The 17,582-nt window shown below is 34.9% G+C and carries 22 protein-coding genes and 1 pseudogene; 7 read left to right on the top strand and 16 right to left on the bottom strand.

Annotation, left to right across the window (positions count from 1 at the left end; genetic code table 11):
• Nucleotides 1-212: 212 nt before the first annotated feature.
• Complete coding sequence (locus LT143_RS16470; RefSeq protein ID WP_246944688.1) at nucleotides 213-1,046, bottom strand: DMT family transporter; 834 nt, start codon at nucleotides 1,044-1,046, stop codon at nucleotides 213-215.
• Between the two features lie 166 nt (nucleotides 1,047-1,212).
• Here LT143_RS16470 and LT143_RS16465 point away from each other — a divergent pair, with 166 nt between their 5' ends.
• The 4 genes and pseudogenes from LT143_RS16465 to LT143_RS16455 all read left to right on the top strand — a co-directional run bounded on the left by LT143_RS16465 (nucleotide 1,213) and on the right by LT143_RS16455 (nucleotide 5,401).
• Nucleotides 1,213-1,860 carry an alpha/beta hydrolase gene (locus tag LT143_RS16465; protein ID WP_246944685.1) on the top strand — a complete coding sequence of 216 codons (648 nt, stop codon included), beginning with the start codon at nucleotides 1,213-1,215 and terminating at the stop codon, nucleotides 1,858-1,860.
• Between the two features lie 198 nt (nucleotides 1,861-2,058).
• Nucleotides 2,059-2,799, top strand: a pseudogene (locus tag LT143_RS20775) (methyl-accepting chemotaxis protein); the annotation flags it as partial.
• Nucleotides 2,776-3,741 carry a methyl-accepting chemotaxis protein gene (locus LT143_RS20770; protein WP_418909845.1) on the top strand — a complete coding sequence of 322 codons (966 nt, stop codon included), beginning with the start codon at nucleotides 2,776-2,778 and terminating at the stop codon, nucleotides 3,739-3,741. The pseudogene LT143_RS20775 and the gene LT143_RS20770, both read left to right, overlap by 24 nt.
• Nucleotides 3,742-4,147: 406 nt before the next feature.
• Nucleotides 4,148-5,401 carry an amidohydrolase family protein gene (locus tag LT143_RS16455; protein WP_246944680.1) on the top strand — a complete coding sequence of 418 codons (1,254 nt, stop codon included), beginning with the start codon at nucleotides 4,148-4,150 and terminating at the stop codon, nucleotides 5,399-5,401.
• Nucleotides 5,402-6,180: 779 nt separating this feature from the next.
• Here LT143_RS16455 and LT143_RS16450 read toward each other — a convergent pair.
• The 6 genes from LT143_RS16450 to LT143_RS16425 all read right to left on the bottom strand — a co-directional run bounded on the left by LT143_RS16450 (nucleotide 6,181) and on the right by LT143_RS16425 (nucleotide 10,197).
• Nucleotides 6,181-6,678, bottom strand: a complete 498-nt coding sequence (locus LT143_RS16450; protein ID WP_246944678.1) for an NUDIX hydrolase — start codon at nucleotides 6,676-6,678, stop codon at nucleotides 6,181-6,183.
• 95 nt (nucleotides 6,679-6,773) lie between these two features.
• Nucleotides 6,774-7,427, bottom strand: a complete 654-nt coding sequence (locus LT143_RS16445; protein WP_246944676.1) for an NAD(P)H-dependent oxidoreductase — start codon at nucleotides 7,425-7,427, stop codon at nucleotides 6,774-6,776.
• Between the two features lie 66 nt (nucleotides 7,428-7,493).
• Complete coding sequence (locus LT143_RS16440; protein ID WP_246944674.1) at nucleotides 7,494-7,646, bottom strand: hypothetical protein; 153 nt, start codon at nucleotides 7,644-7,646, stop codon at nucleotides 7,494-7,496.
• A 19-nt stretch (nucleotides 7,647-7,665) separates the two neighbouring features.
• Entirely contained in the window at nucleotides 7,666-8,562 is an 897-nt protein-coding gene (locus LT143_RS16435; protein ID WP_246944672.1) for an alpha/beta fold hydrolase, read from the bottom strand.
• Between the two features lie 415 nt (nucleotides 8,563-8,977).
• On the bottom strand, nucleotides 8,978-9,211 hold the full coding sequence (locus tag LT143_RS16430; RefSeq protein ID WP_246944670.1) for a hypothetical protein: 234 nt from the start codon (nucleotides 9,209-9,211) through the stop codon (nucleotides 8,978-8,980).
• A 128-nt stretch (nucleotides 9,212-9,339) separates the two neighbouring features.
• Entirely contained in the window at nucleotides 9,340-10,197 is an 858-nt protein-coding gene (locus tag LT143_RS16425; protein WP_246944668.1) for a VOC family protein, read from the bottom strand.
• 144 nt (nucleotides 10,198-10,341) lie between these two features.
• On the opposite strand from LT143_RS16425, the gene LT143_RS16420 reads away from it, so the two are divergent.
• Nucleotides 10,342-10,701, top strand: a complete 360-nt coding sequence (locus LT143_RS16420; protein WP_246944666.1) for a winged helix-turn-helix transcriptional regulator — start codon at nucleotides 10,342-10,344, stop codon at nucleotides 10,699-10,701.
• Nucleotides 10,702-10,797: 96 nt separating this feature from the next.
• On the opposite strand, the gene LT143_RS16415 is transcribed toward LT143_RS16420, so the two are convergent.
• Together LT143_RS16415 and LT143_RS16410 are read right to left on the bottom strand one after the other, a co-directional pair.
• The gene (locus tag LT143_RS16415) at nucleotides 10,798-11,151 is read right to left on the bottom strand and encodes a hypothetical protein (RefSeq protein ID WP_246944665.1); all 354 of its coding nucleotides are present in this window, start codon (nucleotides 11,149-11,151) and stop codon (nucleotides 10,798-10,800) included.
• Between the two features lie 208 nt (nucleotides 11,152-11,359).
• Complete coding sequence (locus LT143_RS16410; RefSeq protein ID WP_246944663.1) at nucleotides 11,360-12,079, bottom strand: YebC/PmpR family DNA-binding transcriptional regulator; 720 nt, start codon at nucleotides 12,077-12,079, stop codon at nucleotides 11,360-11,362.
• 458 nt (nucleotides 12,080-12,537) lie between these two features.
• Between LT143_RS16410 and LT143_RS16405 the strand changes: the two genes are divergently transcribed.
• Nucleotides 12,538-12,690, top strand: a complete 153-nt coding sequence (locus LT143_RS16405; protein WP_246944661.1) for a hypothetical protein — start codon at nucleotides 12,538-12,540, stop codon at nucleotides 12,688-12,690.
• 69 nt (nucleotides 12,691-12,759) lie between these two features.
• Here the strand turns inward: LT143_RS16405 and LT143_RS16400 are convergent, their stop codons facing one another.
• Complete coding sequence (locus LT143_RS16400) at nucleotides 12,760-13,671, bottom strand: EamA family transporter (protein WP_246944659.1); 912 nt, start codon at nucleotides 13,669-13,671, stop codon at nucleotides 12,760-12,762.
• Between the two features lie 263 nt (nucleotides 13,672-13,934).
• Here LT143_RS16400 and LT143_RS16395 point away from each other — a divergent pair, with 263 nt between their 5' ends.
• Nucleotides 13,935-14,099 carry a hypothetical protein gene (locus tag LT143_RS16395; protein WP_246944657.1) on the top strand — a complete coding sequence of 55 codons (165 nt, stop codon included), beginning with the start codon at nucleotides 13,935-13,937 and terminating at the stop codon, nucleotides 14,097-14,099.
• A gap of 274 nt (nucleotides 14,100-14,373) precedes the next feature.
• Here LT143_RS16395 and LT143_RS20765 read toward each other — a convergent pair whose 3' ends face one another.
• From LT143_RS20765 to LT143_RS16365, 6 genes are all read right to left on the bottom strand, one after another.
• Entirely contained in the window at nucleotides 14,374-14,520 is a 147-nt protein-coding gene (locus LT143_RS20765) for a YjcZ family sporulation protein (protein WP_418909844.1), read from the bottom strand.
• An 84-nt stretch (nucleotides 14,521-14,604) separates the two neighbouring features.
• A complete protein-coding gene (locus LT143_RS16385) occupies nucleotides 14,605-14,703 on the bottom strand; it encodes a YjcZ family sporulation protein (protein ID WP_246944655.1) in 99 nt (32 codons plus the stop codon).
• Nucleotides 14,704-14,924: 221 nt separating this feature from the next.
• Nucleotides 14,925-15,140: a spore germination protein gene (locus tag LT143_RS16380; RefSeq protein ID WP_246944653.1), complete on the bottom strand. Its 216-nt coding sequence runs from the start codon at nucleotides 15,138-15,140 to the stop codon at nucleotides 14,925-14,927.
• A gap of 373 nt (nucleotides 15,141-15,513) precedes the next feature.
• Nucleotides 15,514-16,026 (bottom strand): L,D-transpeptidase, encoded by a 513-nt coding sequence (locus LT143_RS16375; protein ID WP_246944650.1) that lies wholly within the window; start codon nucleotides 16,024-16,026, stop codon nucleotides 15,514-15,516.
• Nucleotides 16,027-16,066: 40 nt separating this feature from the next.
• On the bottom strand, nucleotides 16,067-17,020 hold the full coding sequence (locus LT143_RS16370; RefSeq protein WP_246944648.1) for an aromatic acid exporter family protein: 954 nt from the start codon (nucleotides 17,018-17,020) through the stop codon (nucleotides 16,067-16,069).
• Between the two features lie 86 nt (nucleotides 17,021-17,106).
• Nucleotides 17,107-17,544, bottom strand: a complete 438-nt coding sequence (locus LT143_RS16365) for a BrxA/BrxB family bacilliredoxin (RefSeq protein WP_246944645.1) — start codon at nucleotides 17,542-17,544, stop codon at nucleotides 17,107-17,109.
• Between the last annotated feature and the right edge of the window lie 38 nt (nucleotides 17,545-17,582).

Below are 17,582 nucleotides of genomic sequence, written 5' to 3'. Positions count from 1 at the left end.
GTTATGTATCTCTTAAAGGCTCTTTTCTAAAACTTTGTTGCTTTTCAATCTTATATTTCAGCAATTTCGCATATTCAATATGATTAAACTGATTTTTTGAGGCATAGAAAAGAGCAACTCTCTATGTTTAAAGTAGAGACTTTGAATGAACAAGTAAAATTCCGCTTTTTTGGGATTTTTACGAAGCAACAATCTATACAAAAACAACCTTCTTAAAAAACTGTAATAACAATACCTGTAATGGTAATAACGCAGGCCGTTAGCTTTGCGACAGTAATTCTCTCCTTAAAGTAAAACCATGCTAAAAAGACAGCAAATATTGGTGAAGTGAAAGCTAATGCTACAACTAATGTACCATCTGCAAACGTTAATGCTGTCAACAGACTCACCCATTGAACAATAACCAATAAACCACGAACACTTAAATGAACATGAAGAGATGGAAACCAAATTTTTGGGCGGTAGATCAGATATGTAAGAATGGCAATGCCTGCTGAACGGAAAAAATATAATGTAACTGGGTTAATCCATTGATGAATAAGTAACTGCTGAGATGGAACCATACTTAATCCAAACAAAACAGCCGTCCCAATCCCCAATAAGTTTCCTTTATTCTTAAGCTCTAAAAATGGAGATAGTGGATTTCGGTCTTTTAGATTAAGAAAATAGATCCCTACTGTAATAAACAAGACTGAAATAAGTACAAAGGGATGAAAACCGTACAAAATCGTGTTCGGAATAAACGTGAAAAGAGGGGTTAAAGCCACATATACAGACAAAGTTGACACTTCTATACGCTTCATTGATTTAAAGAAGAGAAAATTAGCTGACATATCAAAGAGGATGACGACGATTAGCAAAGTGATGGAGATAAGATGGGCATTAAAACTATACAACCAAGGTAAAGTCAGTGCTAACAAAAAGGCAATATAGGCGAATGACGCAACAATGAAACTATTATTATCCTTCATCTCAATTATTAATTTCTTGGCATACAAAGTATTGACAGCGTTAAAAAAAGAACTAATAAGTGACAGTAAGAGCATAGTTTCAATCCTACTTCCAATATAAATTTTGAAAATTCAAACATCTATTTCATTATAAGACCTCTTTCACAGCTAATCAATCCACCTCATGTAAATTCATTCCATTTATCAGGTTGAATTATTTATGGAAAAAATTTGAATATTTAGTATGATTAATTTAAAAAGGATGTGTAGTATGAAGATTATTAGTGATACTGCTAGATCAATCAACAGGTATATCCCTTTTAAACTTTATAAACAAGAACGAAAATCAAACTCTCTAACTATCATGTTACCTGGTGCAGGTTATACTACTCAGGCACCATTACTTCATTACACTACGGCCATAATGCTTAATAAAAGGTCAGATGTATTACTTGTTAATTACACTTATTCACAAGAAGAATTATCTTCGATCAGTGAAGAGGAATTAACTTCCGATGTTCAAGCAGTCATAGATTCAATCTTACATAATCATGATTACACAGACTTTACTATTGTTGCTAAATCAATTGGTACCATTGCATTGTCTCATATTCTAAAAAACCCTGATTTTCATTCGGCTAAAGCTATATGGTTAACCCCTTTGTTACAGCGGAACAATGTTTACCTTGCGTTACTTCATAATAAAAACGTTGCACTTTGTATCATTGGTGATCAGGATCCTTGTTATATACCAGAAAAATTTGAAGAAATCAAAAAGAATGCTAGATTACAACCAAGTTTGATTGAAGGTGTTAATCATAGCTTAGAGTTTACAAGTGATATTTTGCATTCTATTGAAGTACTTAAGGATGTCATGTTTAAAATAGAAGAATTTTATGACCGAAATTAAAGGTAAGCCCCCAGAATCTTTATAATTCTGGGGGTTTCTTTTATTTGATTAGTAGTTATAGCCTTCTTTAGGTCATAACCTTATTAAAAGTTCAAAAAAATTTCATAAATATAGAGCCTTACTTACTTATAAAATTAAAAAAAATAAATCCGATAAAAATATTGAACAAAATCAACTTTCACTTACGAGGAGTACAAAATGAAAAGTATCCGATTTAAACTACTAGGAATTAACCTCATTATTGTGTTATTGCTTTCATTATTAAGTATCGCTACTTATCTATTGATCAATAATGCTGAAAAGAATGTAAATGTCATCTTAGAAGAAGAACTTCCCATTCTTATTGCGGATGAAAAATTAGCGTTTAACCTTGCTCAACGAATAGCACTTGCTCGTGGGTATTTACTCTATCCAGAAGATCAGTCATATAAGGAAGCTTTTATGCGATATACCGAGGAAAGCAAACTGCTTCAAGAACAGATTATCAATAGTGGTGCTTCTGAGAGGGGAAAAGAACTCATTAACAAAAGTATTGAATGGAGAAAGATGATCGTTGAAGAAATATTTACTGAAATTGAGAAAGGTAACATAGAAAAAGCAAAGACGATTATGATGGAGGAAGCGACCCCTTTAGGAAGAGAAATTATGAATGGCTTTGAAGAGGTTGCTATAAATAGAGAGAATTCTATTATAACAAATGGGGATACAGCCATAGTTTTGCTAGAAAACTTAAAAAAACTCTTAGTGATCGTATCTTCAGTCGTTATCATTCTGGCAATAGGTTTATCACTTTGGTTATCAAATACAATTACGACACCAATTAAGTTAGTTGTTTCTCGAATGCAACAAATTGCACTTGGGAACCTACAATTTACGAATCTAGTCTCTAAGTCAAAGGATGAAACTGCTCAATTAATGGAAGCTACGAATACCATGGGAATTACATTAAGGGAGATTATGAAGAATCTAACGCAATCAAGTGAAATAGTAACAAATCAAAGTAAAGGTCTTGCTGAATCAGCTAATGAAGTAAGGCAAACAAGCTTCCAAATTACGAAAACGATGGAAGAATTAGCTTCGGGGGCACAAGATCAGGCACAAGACTCTGCTATGCTAGCTGATTCCGTATCAGAGTTTATGAAGAGTATGGTCGTTACAAACCAAGCAGGAGCTAAAGTCCGTACACTGACCGAAGAAGTAAAGCGTTCAACAGAATCAGGTAATCAGCTAATGATTCAATCTGAACAAAAGATGGAAGATATTAATACAATGGTTCAAGAATCTGTTAATCGGGTTGAAGGATTAAATGAGAAGGTTCATAATATCACAAATTTAGTCAATGTCATTACCAGTATCGCCGAGCAAACGAATTTATTAGCATTAAATGCAGCCATTGAGGCAGCCCGAGCAGGTGAACATGGAAAAGGCTTTGCTGTAGTCGCTGAAGAAGTAAGAAAGTTGGCGGAAGAAGTTAAGCACAGTGTGACTGATATAACTTCTATTATTGATGAAGTACAACAAGAAGCGTTAAAAGTAAGCACTTCTTTAACAACCGGATATGAAACCGTGCAAAGTGGCACTCAGCAAATTAAACAAACATCAGATACATTTAAGACCATCTCTACTCTTATTGATAGTATGACAGATGGAGTTTCTAGCATCTCAAAGGACCTAGAACATCTATACGACCAAAGCGAGTCTATGAATGTTGCCATTACTAGTATTGCTAGCGTGTCTGAAGAAGCAGCTGCAGGAATTGAAGAAACGACTGCTTCTTCTGAAGAAACATCAAGTTTAATGGAACAGATTTTAGAGAGTGCTGAAAAACTAGCAAATCAATCTGAACAATTAAACAAGATTACGGAGCAGTTTAAATATTAGGAGTTCTTACTTTGCAAGACCTGACGAGCATTCATGGGATGATAATGTAGCGTATTAAAATATACAGCCTAAATATAAGAGTATGTTTTGAAAAAAAGATTTTTCAAAACGTACTCTATTTTTTTGTTAGCTATTAATTTAAATAGGAAAAATTTGAGTAATCGATTGAACTAAAGTCCTCGATAGTTGAATATTTACCTGTTAATTATCTATAAAACTAAGTTACACAGTTTTTCTTTCTGAAAGATAGCCTGAGCATAAACAATATCTTTTAAAATTAGTTTTACTACACATCTACATTGTTAGATAGTTTTAGCATCGACAAGGCGAATAAATAGTAATACAATTTATTTATGGAATGTATGGAAAAAAATAGAAAAATACTAAAAAATGGATGTGAAATTTAATGTTATTAAAGAATGCTAGTTACTTGAATCATGAATTTAGCTTGGCCAAAGGGGACCTATTTATAAATGATGGGAAAATTATAATAGATGGTCTCCCTCAAGATGATACATTAGAAGTAATAGATTGTGATGACTACGTTATTATACCAGGCTTGTTCAACTCTCATTATCATGGCTATTCTTATGTGGCAAAGGGGATAGGAAGAGATATTAAAATTGAAGAATGGTGTAAAGATAGTCCGCAAGGTAGAGTTCAAAACCAATTGTTTAAATCCATTGACGGGTTATCAGATGAAGAGTATCAAGTGATTTGTATGAAAAGTTATATGGAAATGGCGAAAAAAGGAATAACTTTCGTGAGTGAATCTGAACCGGGGAACAATCCAGGTATTACTGCTGAAGGAATACGTAAAATTGGATTAAGAGGATTTGTTGATACTTATCATCAAATTGAGGAGTATTATGAAAGACAACAGCAAAACCTCACATTTGGAACTCACTTATTAGAGGAGGAGGATATAACGGATGAAACAATTTTAAGTTGTTTACAGGCAAAGGAAAAATATCCTTCTTCTCTCTTTTTAACTCATTGCATGGAAAACGATTGGAGAAGAGATTTAATCTATTCAGCCTATAATAAATCCTCTATCGTATTATATAAAGAACATGGATTACTTGATCATAAGACTGTGTTATTCCATAGCGTTTACGCGAATGATCATGATATTGAATTAATAAGAGATGCTGGTTCCTCAATTGTCCATTGCCCTGTCTCCAATCATTGGACGGGTGCGGGAATCGCTCCTATAGGTAGAATGCTAGAAAAAGGAATAAACGTTTGCATTGGTACGGATTATGCAAGCACGGATATATGGGAGACGATGAAGGCAGCTTATTTCCTCCTAAAAAATCATAGACCAATGGACCGATTTACAGCAGAAGATATTTTCAAAATGGCAACTATAAGTGGAGCAAAGGCATTCCACCAACCATCTTTAGGCTCCATTAAACATGGGTACGATGCGGATCTAGTTTTCATTAAAAAGGATTGTTTTATCCCTTCTATTCATACTGATGGTTTTTCTAATCTCGTACATAATTTACTGTTTGAAACAAAGGAAGAGCAAATACAACATTGTTTAGTTCAAGGTAGATGGATTATGCGTGATCGCCAGTTACTGTTGGTAGATGAAGAAGAGATCAATAAGAAGTATATGGATATATTAAATAAATTATTTGGTAACTATAAATAAAAAGATTGTGAACAGGTAAAAACATTGGAACCAATAATCTTTTTGATCTCCTATAGTATCTAGCAATTATATAGATTATATTTTTCTAGATTAAGTATTAAATGATAGAAAATAAAAGGGATATAAAATATTAGTTATAATTAATATTCTATATCTCTTTTTCTTCAGCAAACAAATTTGCTAAAATTTGTTACGTGTTTTTAGCTCAAGCCTCTGAAGTAAAAAAGGTAACTGGAGGTGCGTGAGATTAAATATCTCCACTTTTTTGTACTCTTTTTTCTCATTCTCAATCCATTCCTCAGTAGCATTCCTTATCAGGAATTCATTTTCCTTATCGATCTTTCCACTTCTAACTTTTAAATAAGTGATAGAGATGATAAAACCAATAGTAACACATCAGTGTAATTATTAAATTACCCGAATTATAGAACATAGTATTATCCACTCATTCAATACAATTTCTCTGTTCAACTCTACTCACCCGTTAGCTAAATAAACATGCCATTATTTTAAATGCACGTACTGCCACTAGATTGTTCAGGTATAATAAAACCTGTTACTCCTGTATAGCCCAGAATATTAAAAGATCCTTTATGCAAAGATTCACAAAGAAACCTGTCGTATATTTATAGGTTAATATTTACAACTACTTATATTCTATTAAAAAGAAACGACTGGCCTAATCATTTTTAGTTTTTCCTCAGTATTATGGGAAAATCTCACTAGTTTTCATCATTATTTAAGCAAGATGTACCCATTAGCGAGCATCAACTATCAATCTAGTTATTACTTTTCCCTGTAGCAACTTCAAGAATCTCTTGGTACAGTTCGTTCCAATCATGATAATACTCCGTTACATTATTAGGATTTATTAAGATCCTTTCTGCAGACTCATACTTTGCTTTAAAATCATGCATTTGGTCAATATCCATTCGATAAAAGACTTGATATCCTATTTTAGGATATGGACCATTTTCATCCCATTTTGGGTTTTCTTTGTGATCTACTGTTATATGCCCTAAAAGTGAGCAACTCCCAGTTATATAACCTTCTTCATATGCTTCTCGTTTTAAGCATTGTTCAGGAGTTTCTTCACTCTCAATATGACCTCCTGGAAAGTCCCAGCCTCTATGGCCTACATTGACTAATAATAAATTACCACCCTTAAAACACAATCCATGAACACTTGTTATTAAACCACTTGGTGGGAGTTGGTTATCGAAATTCCAGGTTAATTTAACTTTTGCTTCTCCCCAATTAACATATTTTGTAGTCATGTATAATCTCCAAATTACCATTTTATTTTGTTGAACAATACTTAATTAGTATAGGAAAAAACGATTGCAAGTTAAGAAAACGCGTGCTACTTTATTTAAATATATAAAGGAGTTTCATCTAAAATAGTTTCCAAACGCTTCGCCCAAGCTTTCTTTTGCTGCAATCTCGTCTCCTCATCTGCACCAGCTGGGAACAGAAAAGGCTCTAAAACCGTCATTCCACAATAGAATAGCTTCTCGTGTTGAATATTGTATAAACGTTCTTCCACTTTTCCCTTAATACCACTTTCACCGTATTCCGATAGATCACTAGCTCCGTGAGTTACCGATACGATAGCCGTTTTGCCTTTTAAATTTCCTTCTCTATATCTACCTGGGCCGTACGCAAAACCGTAGGAGAAAACTCGATCGAACCAGCCCTTTAATATAGCGGGTGCGTCAGTCCACCACATCGGATATTGAAAAATAATGAAATCTGCCCAATTTACTAGTTCTTGTTCTTCCACAATATCAGCTACGAAGGTGTTATTTTTTAAAGCGTGATACTGTTCGGATATGTAATTAAAACGGTCTGGATTTTTAAGCACAAGAAAATCATCTTTATCAGCAATAGCTTTAAATTTCTTTTCGTATAAATCTGTTATATGTACTTCATGTCCGTTCTGTTGTAGTATATCTACTGATAAATCTTTCAAAGCACCGTTCAACGCTTGACCATCTGGATGGGCAAAAACTATGAGAACTTTCATTCCTTCAACCTCTTTCCTGAAGTATTTCTTCCCAATCTACTAAATTCAGGCTATCTACTATTTTACTTAATTCCTCGCAAACAAAAAGCCACTAATCATAATAGAAAACATCGCAATATATTGAATAACACTAATATCCTCTATGGTTATATGTAGTAGTAACGTACCGATGAACAAAATTATAAATGAAAGAAGTTGCTTCATTATTTTACCTAACATCCTTAACCTCTCTTACGAATTACTTTATAAACTCTTTAATTACTTTTGTAAACTCATCTGGTTGTTCGTAATGTGGAGTATGTCCACAGTTTACGAAATGATAGATTTCTCCTATCTTAGCGTTTTCACTAAATGACTGAATATGTGTTTCGCATGTTGCAGCATCATGTTCAGCTGTCATAAGAAGCATTGGACGTTGTACTTCCTTAATCTTATTTAACAATGATTCAAAAATCTTTCTTTCATCACGAAGTCTGTCATAGTGAATTTCTGACTTATCATAGAACTTATCCCATTCCTCATCTGAGTAAATCGAATAATCGGTAGGATTCTCTTTAATAAATGTATATATGTCCATTCTATTCTCGCCAAGTTCATCACTCAGTTTCATATATTCTTCTGTTAGTTGTTGCGTTGTCTTTTCTTGGTTATTAGCTAGTTCAAAACATCTACGGGCTAAATCCTCGTTACCATATTTTTTTGCTAATTTAGCTGTTTTCTCCAATAGAAACCTTGATGTTAATGCAAAATCAAATGTAGGACATTCAAACACCACTCGATCAATTGAATCTGGAAATCTCGAGACATATAAGAGTGCTAAGTATCCACCAAACGAATGACCAATTAAAGACCACTTTTCTATACCTAAATGTTCTCTTAGACATTCGCAATCTTCAATAATATCATCTAGAGAAAAAATCTCATTTTCACCGATAACTTCCGAACGACAGACACCTCTTTGATCTATAGCAATGACTCTATAAAAGCTCTCTAGCCTATCTTTCTGATGAAAGGTGAAATCAAAGCAACTTTCTCCAGGGCCACCATGTAAATAAAGTATGGGAGGCTTTTCGTTTGAACCGTATTCTTCTACGTATAATTGTTTCCCCCTAATACTTATTAATTTGCTATTCATTACGTCCACCTACCTTTCTATTCCTACTTCTAAAAAATTTGCTGTGTTAAAGTACAGTGTTGATTTTTAGTAGAGTTGATTGAAGTGGAAGGACGCGAGACTCCTGTGGGAGAGCGGGTCGCTGACAAAGGAAGTTCACTTTGTCCTTGTAGACCCCGCAGGCACGTTTTTTGCCGAGGAGTGGGATTTTTCACGATAGAGAAAATATCCTTCATTTACTGCCCACGGAAAGCGAGTGTCCTGGAACGAAAATCAACAACAAGGTTTAACAGAGCCAAAAAATTTAAAATCCTTACTGAGATTAGTAAGGATTTATTCGATATTTAGGTATTCTACAAAAGGAAAAATTATCCTTCTTTATTAAAACATACTTAATCGGTTAATAATTTAAAAAAACTAAGAAAAGAGCTTTAAATTAAGAGGAAGCTTCATTTTTCTCTTTGAGATACGCTTCATATACCTTTTGAACTCGATCTGATTCTGGAGCGATCTCATTCAGCCTTCTATTAATGTTGTTAAGTAAATATACTCCTCTAACTAATCCACCTGCAACTATTCCAAATGCAAGTACGCCTCCAATTAGTGGATGTATAAGAAGCAATAAATATCCAAGCAACGTTGCTAAAATAATAGATAAAAATAGGTACATATAATCACCCTTTCTTCGCCTTACATTTTATGATATATCTTCAACAAAAAGGTGCAATAACCCTTTTTTAGGTCAATGCACCTTGATTTATTGTTACTTATTGAAACTTTATAAATCCCATCATCATATTAACAATACAGTTGAATTCGATTCCCAGCTGGATCCTCCGTAAAGAATTCCCCATTCTCTTCTAGCACCGGATAACCCATCGCTTCTAATTTCATTACCATCTTTTTTCTTGTTTCCTCGTTTGATACAACAAGTGTATAAAAAGTCATACCTACACTATTTGAAGCAGGCTTTGGAGCATTTTTTCCATTCCATATATTTGTTCCAATATGATGGTGGTAACCACCACTTGAGAAAAATACTGCTTGATTAGGTATTTCCATCTCAATGTCCAGCCCTAGCCCATCATGGTAAAAATCTTTTGTTTTTTCTAAATCAGAAACATGCAAATGAATATGTCCCATAATGGTTCCTTCTGGTAAACCGTTCCATCTTTCACCATTCGCATCAGCTATAATACTTTCTATATTCATTGGCCCATGTTTTGAGAAATCTAACTTTCCTGTTTTGTCTCTCCAGGTCGAAGGATTCGTATCTACGGCAACTTCAATACCATTGCCATCAGGATCTTGAAAATATAAAGCATCGTGGGTTCCATGGAACGTTGCCCCTTGTAATGGATACTGTTCTCTCAATAAAAGAGTGATTAGCTTCCCTAAATCTTTACGGCTGGGAAGAAGTAAAGCATAATGGTACAAACCTGTTGTGCGTTCTTGTTTGGATATGATGTCATCGGGTTGTTCGATGGTAACTAAAGGCCTCACGCCGTCTGCTGTCAATACTGCTTTTTTTCCTGTTTGATTAATCACCTGAAACCCCATCAAGTTTTGGTAAAAATCGAGAGATCGACTTACGTTTAACACCTTTAAATGGACGTGGTTTACAAATGTATTAGGTTTACTATGATATAGATTCATTATTGTACCTCCAATTTATTTGAAACATTTGAGAAAGATAACAATTTAAACTACTAAGGTTATAATAAAATCTAAGTATAAATATAGGAAGTAGGCACATAAATGTTCCATAGTATACAAAAAGATACTTAAGGAGAGAGTAACATGATGAATGAATGTAAAAGTAAGCAGACTGTTGAAGCGGCTCTTGAACTCCTAGTTGGAAAATGGAAGCCTGTCATTCTTTTTCATCTTTTGGAAAAAGGAACGCTTCGCTTTAGCGAACTCCATAAATTAATTCCTGATGTAACGAAGAAGATGCTAACCACACAATTGAGAGAATTGGAATATCACGATATCGTTAAGCGTAAGGTTTATGCAGTAATCCCACCAAAAGTTGAATACTCCATAACTGAATATGGTGAAGGTTTAAAACCATTGTTACTTTCCATGCATGAATGGGGATTATCACATTTACTGCATTTGGATGAGCTTTATGGGGAAAGTCAAGAAACAATAGAATAAATAAAAAAGAGCTGAATTCAGTTCTTTCTTTCGTTTACATTAGACAGCTCCAAAAACTTCTTATTTTTAGCTACGTCCAAGAATCTGTTGCTATTTCTAATGTTGCTCATAAAGTTTTCTTAAGCCTACTTTTTCAAATTTCGGCAATTCTACAACTATTTCTTCTAATTTTTCAAAGTCAGCATCTTTGCTTAAATCTAACCAGGCTACCTTGTACCCTTCTGTATCAGATTTTACTGTTGCTCCTACTTTTCCTTTAAGATAAGCTTCAAACTCACTTCCTTCAATGGCATTAATTGAAAACTTATTTTTCCGATCTCCACTGTGAAACATTGAGCCAATTGCAAAGTCTTTGTAAAATAAGGAAGTGTAACTTGATAATACTTGGTGTTTCAAGTGTATGTTAGAACTCATATCTACTAAAAATTTAACCTTGTTTGTTCTTACCATAAAAACACTCCTTTATTTAGATCAATAGTTTCATATTATTTATTACCTACGAAAATGCTTTGTTGCTATTATCCAATAAATAAAATTTAAGGATTCTTTAAATCTAGTAAATTCTTAGTGGTACATAAAATGAAAGTACACCATTCAAACTTATGGTGCACTTTCATTTATAGCTATATAGGTAATGATAAGGATTACTTTACTTCTGTTATTCTCCTAAATCAACATTGTGATAAACTTGTTGGACATCCTCAAGGTCCTCTAACGTATCAATAAGCTTTTCAAACTTTGTTTGACCATCTTCAGGAAGTGACACGTCGTTTTGAGCTAGCATTGTTAGTTCTGCAACCGTAAATTCTGTAATTCCCGCTGTTTTGAAAGCTTCTTGAATCGCATGAAATTGATCAGGTTCACCATATACAATCACAGAATCTTCTTCTTCTGTAATATCACGGACATCTAGGTCTGCTTCCATCAGTAGTTCTAACACGTCGTCTGCTGACTTGCCTTCAACCCCGAATACAGCCGTAGCATCAAACATATAGGCAACAGATCCGCTTACTCCCATATTACCGCCATTTTTATTAAAGGCAGCTCGGACTTCAGCAGCAGTACGGTTCACGTTATTTGTGAGTGCATCGACAATAATCATGGAACCGTTAGGACCAAAACCTTCGTAACGAAGCTCATCATAAGTCTCATCTGAAGCACCTTTTGCTTTATCAATCGCACGGTCAATAATGGCTTTAGGCACATTATATGTCTTCGCACGTTCTAAAACTAATTTTAGCGACTGATTTAATTCTGGATCTGGTTCTCCTTGCTTCGCCGCAACATAAATGACACGGCCGAACTTGGCATAAATTCGACTTGTGTTTGCATCTTTAGATGCTTTTTTTTCTTTAATATTGTTCCATTTACGTCCCATTATGAACACTCGCTTTCGACACTTTAAATCTAATGTATAAGTACTCTTAATAATCTATGTTATTATACCTCATTTTCAATTAGTTTTCGAGTTTGTTATAAACGAAAAGCTTCTATAAACAAACTTGTACCAAAATTGTATGATATCACTTCCTATAGAGAAAACTAACGACAGACTTCCCTGGAGATGAGTGCTTAAATGGTGAACGATATGGACGAAATACTAAAAACCCAACGAGAATTAAGTAGTATGAAATGGGTCTTGATCTGGATCAAGATTGTAGATAGAAGCGTGTTTTAATAGATACTTCTGATAACGAAATAAAAATCGAATATGATCATAAAACGATAGAGTTAAAAAAGATTGCAGTGTTCATTACTAAACAAGGATTTACGATAAAATAAAGCTAATTATATTCAGACGATGTTCAAATTACATATTGATAAGGCGGGATCATGATGATGAAAAAGAATCAAAACGAAGTTCCAACTATCGCAGAAGGTATTGATACTGAGGACGAATTAAATAGAGATGCAACTAACGAGGAAGTAGATCATGGTGAGTACACAGAAGTGACCACTTTATCATTGGATGAAAATGATCCTAGTTAACAATCTTAAGTCTCCCCCTAACCTCAGGGGGAGAACTAACTTATGAAAAAACTCCTGTTTTAACAGCATTCAATTTCTCCACCTTGAAATGAGAATGATGGTAGCAATAATGAGTAAAGTTCCAATCCATTGAACCCATCCAAATGATACATGTAACCAAATAATGGATACAATGGCTGCAGATAAAGGCTCAGCACATGCAAGAGTACTTGTTTCAGACGCACTAATGTACTGTAAACTCTCTAAATAACAATAAAAAGGGATTAATGTACCAAAAATGATGATGAAAAATATAGCGAGACCTGTTGAGATTCCCCAAGTCCCTTCTACTTCCCAAGGATGGTGAACCACGCTAAAACCTATTCCTCCAATTAACATTCCCCAGCCAACAGTTACCATTGTCCCCCATCTCTTAATAAGACCCGCTGGGTGCAAGGTATAGAATGCGAGAGCTACTGCTGAAATAAGTCCCCAAAATAAGCCTGCTCTAGATAAACTTAAGGAGTCAACGGTCCCATTCGTTACAAGTAAGAAAGTTCCTAATAACGCCAAAACAATGACTATTAGTTCTTTATATGTAGGCGTTCTTCTTGCTCGTAAGACTAGGTAAAATAATATAACTACCGGGCCCAAGTACTGTAGTATTGTGGCAGTTGCTGCATTACTTGATTCTATGGCTGCAAAATACGTGTATTGTACTCCCAGCATTCCCAACAGTCCGAATATTACTAATTGGACACGGTCCTTTCGATCCCCCCATACCTTCCAGACTTTCTCTTTTTGCTTTGAATAGGAAAGCACTAGCATTAATAGACCAGCTGTTAGAAGTCGAATGACAACTAGCCATCCAGCCCCAAACCCCTTCATTTGAAACAAATACTGTGCAACTGTACCAGAGACTCCCCATAATACAGCAGCAATTAATACTAGCGTGACTCCCATTAATTTATGAGTCGGCTGAATGGCAATGGAAGGCTGCATTCTAATCACGTCCTCTATACTATTTATATTCTTAAATTTATCAGAAATTTTTATAATTGCCAGACTTATTTCTTCCCTGAGACCAAATATATACATTCATGATAAATTTATACATTTCAAGAGAATCTAAATATGTCACGTAATAAACCATTTATTAACAGTTTTTATTTTCACTGATAGCAAAAACTATTGAAGGATACACTTCTGGCGTGAGAGTTCACGTCATATCGTCGTTACCTTCATCTAAAAAGGAGAATGAACTAATGGTAAACCAAGACTTTGATCGATTTACTAAGGAACAACAAGCGCATAAATCTTCATATGTAGGTAGTGATAAACCTCATCAGCAAGCTTCTAACGATTCAGATTATAATAATAATGAGGACACAGACAAATCTCCAGGTTTAACAGGGAGAGATTTATCATAAGTTAGCCCCTAATTTATTGCAAGTAGGCTCTTTTCTAAAACTTTGTTGCTTTTCAAGCTACTATTTCTAAAACCCACCCTTCTCTGTAAGTAAAACCCAAGTAATACTTGTTAGAAAAGAGCAACTCTCTCTATTTAAAGCACTGGACGCTGTACTACCGAGTAAAAATCCGGCTGTTGGGATTTTACGGAAACAACAATTTTTACGAAAACAGCCTTAAAGTAAGAGAATCCATACTTCTTCTGAAGTATGGATTCTATTTATAAGGTAATATTTACGCCCAAGCCGCTCCAACAATTATTAATAGAATAAATAAAACGACGATTAACGTAAATGTGTGACCTGTTCCATAACCAGTCATGACCGGTGCCGCATACCCATATCCCGGTGTAACTGGAGCTACATTTTCATAACCAGTCATGACTGGTGCTGTATATTCATGATTTCCGCAGCCGCATCCTGCTCTAAACATAAAATGACCTCCCTATTTTATATCGAGTCTAAATTAGTATCCAATATAAGCAGATCCCACAATGATCAGTAGGATAAATAACACAACGATTAACGCAAAACCTGAACCAAAACCTTTTACTTCACTCATCATAACACCTCCCTGATCATTTGTTATATCCTATGAATTTAGGTAAACAACGGAAGGGCAAACGCCTAGTACTGAGCCGATCGGGCTTCTTTTTATTTGACTCTAATGATTAAGCTTTTTGTTTGAGGAGTAAAGAGGAAAGGCATATAGATAGTCAAGGTTAATATGCAATAGAATGTAAGCTATAAAAAAGACACTCCAAAATGAAGTGTCTCTTGTTTCTTCTATACAACTTCCTGTATGTTTGAATCTGCCACATCTGGATCTACGGTTCCTGTTGTACTTAACCAGTTATTTGTCACAACCCAGTACCCAGTGTTAAAACCACCGGCTCCTGCTACCGTTTTACTTGTACTTGTTGGAGATACATTGAGGGCAGCCCCAGTAATAATACCTTCATTACTATTAAATATGACAGGCCCAAGGATAACGTTTGGCATCCAAAAACACCCCCTTCTTCTTGTAAATAGTCTATGTATGGCTTACATGATTGGAACGCTTAAGTTAAAAGAAAGGCTCTTAAAACCCTAAAGAAATGCTCTCTTTAAAACAATAGTAAGATTACATTCAGATCATGTAGGTTTGAGAGCAACAAAGTGTTAGAAAAGATCCCAAAGAAAAGACCCTATCAGCAGGTCATTTCCTACTATAGGGTCATCATTAATCAAGGCTGTTTTCATATAGACTGTTGTTTTCGTAAAAATCCCAAATGCCGGATTTTTACTTGTTAGTACAAAGTCTCTGCTTTAAAATTTTTTCTAACCTTTAAAATTGCTGAATTATTGAAATGCAACAAAGTTTTAGAAAAGAGCCTTAATCAATTACCTTTTGCTGCTGAGCAATGTTGTTAAAAGACTCATCACTTGAGGTAATAAATATCTTTGTACCTAGTGGGACTAGATCAAACAGCTGATTAACGTGTTCATTATGCATTCTAATGCAGCCTTGTGAGACTGCCTTGCCAATAGAAGAGGGATTATTCGTTCCGTGTACTCCATAAGTACGTCCATCTGTTTCTAAAGCATCAAACCCAATCCAACGACTACCAAGAGGATTCTCAGGACTTCCCCCCATAATATTTTTTCGACGATAATAAGGATCCTTCGCTTTTACTGTGATAGTAAAAGTACCTTCAGGAGTAAAATCATCAAATAATCCAGTTCCAACTGGATAGACCTGTTGTAGCTCACCTTTATTAAAAAAAGCAAGTTCATGTGTATTCTTATTCACAATAATATAAGGGTCACCAGGAAGTGGATTAGGTCCTAAAGGCCAGATAGGCGAAATAGTGAGAATAATGGCTACTATTACTTGTAAGATGCTCATCACCACCCTTTAAGGATAGTGTGAAACAGGAAGGCATTTCTCATTCATTTGGTCGAAAATAGCTTTTTATAATTAAGTATTGCTCCATTTCCTTTAATAGCTGAAACAGAGAGGCTCTCACTTCAAATTCTTCTCTTGTTTTTGGAAGTTCTGATTCCCTAAACTCCCTTTTTAACTCTTCAATTTGTAATAGAAACCGATTCGCTGTATTCCCAGGATGTATGGAATTACTGATGTCCTCAAGGAAATCAGCAATTTTTTCTCCTTCTTCACCAGAGTGATTTAAAGGGATAACAAGGGGAAGGATTCTTTCTAATATTTCTAGTTGTTGTTCTCGAATTCTAAAATAGGAATAATAAATATTTTCATGACGTAACAGATGATTTTGAACGTCCCGAATAGCCAAACTCTTTGCTTTCTCGAGGGTATGATGAGACATGGTAATCTCATGGCCATCCCAATCTGAATTCTTTAAACGTATGTAATTGACTATTTCTTTAAAGATTCCACTGAAGTATCGTTCTATATCTACCTGATATTTTTTCAACTGATGATCTACACTTGGCATATATAAATTCATAAGTAAAGCGATCCCTATACCAATAACGATAAGAGCAAATTCGTTTAAGATAATGGTCTGCGAGTACGTCTCCTCACTATATAGATGAAAGATAATAACACTACTTGTCACAATGCCTTCCTGGATTCGAAAGTAAACCGTAACCGGTATAAAAAAAATCATGAGTAGTCCAATTACCCATGGTTCATAACCAAGTATTTGAAAAAAAACAATGGAAAATGCCATGGCGATGGTGCATGCCAGGAATCGTGACCAAGAACTTTGAAGAGATTTCTTCTTTGTAGCCTGAATACATAATATGGTGATAATTCCGGCAGATAAATAATAATCAAGTTCAAGGAGCGAGGAGATCCAAACCGCAATGGTGACACCTAAGGCTGTTTTTATCGTCCGATACCCGATTTTTATTTTCATCATTACGCTCTCCCTCAAAATATTTAGCAACTAAATTTAAAAAGGCGATAATCATTGATTACCACCTTTTTTAAATTTACATTAAATTAAACTTCTTCACAATACTGTTCAAAAGCATTTTGTAGCTTTTGTATGACTTGCATTGGGTCGTGCCCTTCAATTTCGTGGCGTTCCACCATCATTTGAATTTTACCATCCTTTAGTAAAGCAAAGGATGGAGAAGAAGGCGGATATCCTTCAAAGAAAGTACGTGCCTGTGCAGTAGCTTCTTTATCCTGTCCAGCAAAAACAGTTACTAAGTGATCCGGACGCTTATCATAATGAACCGCATGAGTAGCTGCTGGACGGGCAATTCCTCCTGCACATCCACAAACCGAATTTACCATGACAAGTGTTGTACCCTTTTGGTTTAACGCAGCATCTACTTCTTCAGGAGTAGTTAATTGCGTATAACCTGCCTGAACCATATCTTCTCTTGCTTGATTGACCACATCATTTATAAAGAAATTAAAATTCATTGACATATTCGTATCCTCCTTACGCTATCTCATTAATATTATCA

Source organism: Bacillus pinisoli, from assembly GCF_023036475.1.
GTDB classification, from domain to species: Bacteria; Bacillota; Bacilli; order Bacillales; family SA4; genus Bacillus_BS; species Bacillus_BS pinisoli.
This window is presented reverse-complemented; position numbering and strand designations above follow the sequence as displayed.

Bases quoted from the DNA above. Each gene is read 5' to 3' on its own strand.
- LT143_RS16470 (WP_246944688.1), bottom strand. From the start codon at position 1,046: ATGCTCTTACTGTCACTTATTAGTTCTTTTTTTAACGCTGTCAATACT.
- LT143_RS16465 (WP_246944685.1), top strand. From the start codon at position 1,213: ATGTGTAGTATGAAGATTATTAGTGATACTGCTAGATCAATCAACAGG.
- LT143_RS20770 (WP_418909845.1), top strand. From the start codon at position 2,776: ATGGAAGCTACGAATACCATGGGAATTACATTAAGGGAGATTATGAAG.
- LT143_RS16455 (WP_246944680.1), top strand. From the start codon at position 4,148: ATGTTATTAAAGAATGCTAGTTACTTGAATCATGAATTTAGCTTGGCC.
- LT143_RS16450 (WP_246944678.1), bottom strand. From the start codon at position 6,678: ATGACTACAAAATATGTTAATTGGGGAGAAGCAAAAGTTAAATTAACC.
- LT143_RS16445 (WP_246944676.1), bottom strand. From the start codon at position 7,427: ATGAAAGTTCTCATAGTTTTTGCCCATCCAGATGGTCAAGCGTTGAAC.
- LT143_RS16440 (WP_246944674.1), bottom strand. From the start codon at position 7,646: ATGTTAGGTAAAATAATGAAGCAACTTCTTTCATTTATAATTTTGTTC.
- LT143_RS16435 (WP_246944672.1), bottom strand. From the start codon at position 8,562: ATGAATAGCAAATTAATAAGTATTAGGGGGAAACAATTATACGTAGAA.
- LT143_RS16430 (WP_246944670.1), bottom strand. From the start codon at position 9,211: ATGTACCTATTTTTATCTATTATTTTAGCAACGTTGCTTGGATATTTA.
- LT143_RS16425 (WP_246944668.1), bottom strand. From the start codon at position 10,197: ATGAATCTATATCATAGTAAACCTAATACATTTGTAAACCACGTCCAT.
- LT143_RS16420 (WP_246944666.1), top strand. From the start codon at position 10,342: ATGATGAATGAATGTAAAAGTAAGCAGACTGTTGAAGCGGCTCTTGAA.
- LT143_RS16415 (WP_246944665.1), bottom strand. From the start codon at position 11,151: ATGGTAAGAACAAACAAGGTTAAATTTTTAGTAGATATGAGTTCTAAC.
- LT143_RS16410 (WP_246944663.1), bottom strand. From the start codon at position 12,079: ATGGGACGTAAATGGAACAATATTAAAGAAAAAAAAGCATCTAAAGAT.
- LT143_RS16405 (WP_246944661.1), top strand. From the start codon at position 12,538: ATGATGAAAAAGAATCAAAACGAAGTTCCAACTATCGCAGAAGGTATT.
- LT143_RS16400 (WP_246944659.1), bottom strand. From the start codon at position 13,671: ATGCAGCCTTCCATTGCCATTCAGCCGACTCATAAATTAATGGGAGTC.
- LT143_RS16395 (WP_246944657.1), top strand. From the start codon at position 13,935: ATGGTAAACCAAGACTTTGATCGATTTACTAAGGAACAACAAGCGCAT.
- LT143_RS20765 (WP_418909844.1), bottom strand. From the start codon at position 14,520: ATGACTGGTTATGAAAATGTAGCTCCAGTTACACCGGGATATGGGTAT.
- LT143_RS16385 (WP_246944655.1), bottom strand. From the start codon at position 14,703: ATGATGAGTGAAGTAAAAGGTTTTGGTTCAGGTTTTGCGTTAATCGTT.
- LT143_RS16380 (WP_246944653.1), bottom strand. From the start codon at position 15,140: ATGCCAAACGTTATCCTTGGGCCTGTCATATTTAATAGTAATGAAGGT.
- LT143_RS16375 (WP_246944650.1), bottom strand. From the start codon at position 16,026: ATGAGCATCTTACAAGTAATAGTAGCCATTATTCTCACTATTTCGCCT.
- LT143_RS16370 (WP_246944648.1), bottom strand. From the start codon at position 17,020: ATGAAAATAAAAATCGGGTATCGGACGATAAAAACAGCCTTAGGTGTC.
- LT143_RS16365 (WP_246944645.1), bottom strand. From the start codon at position 17,544: ATGTCAATGAATTTTAATTTCTTTATAAATGATGTGGTCAATCAAGCA.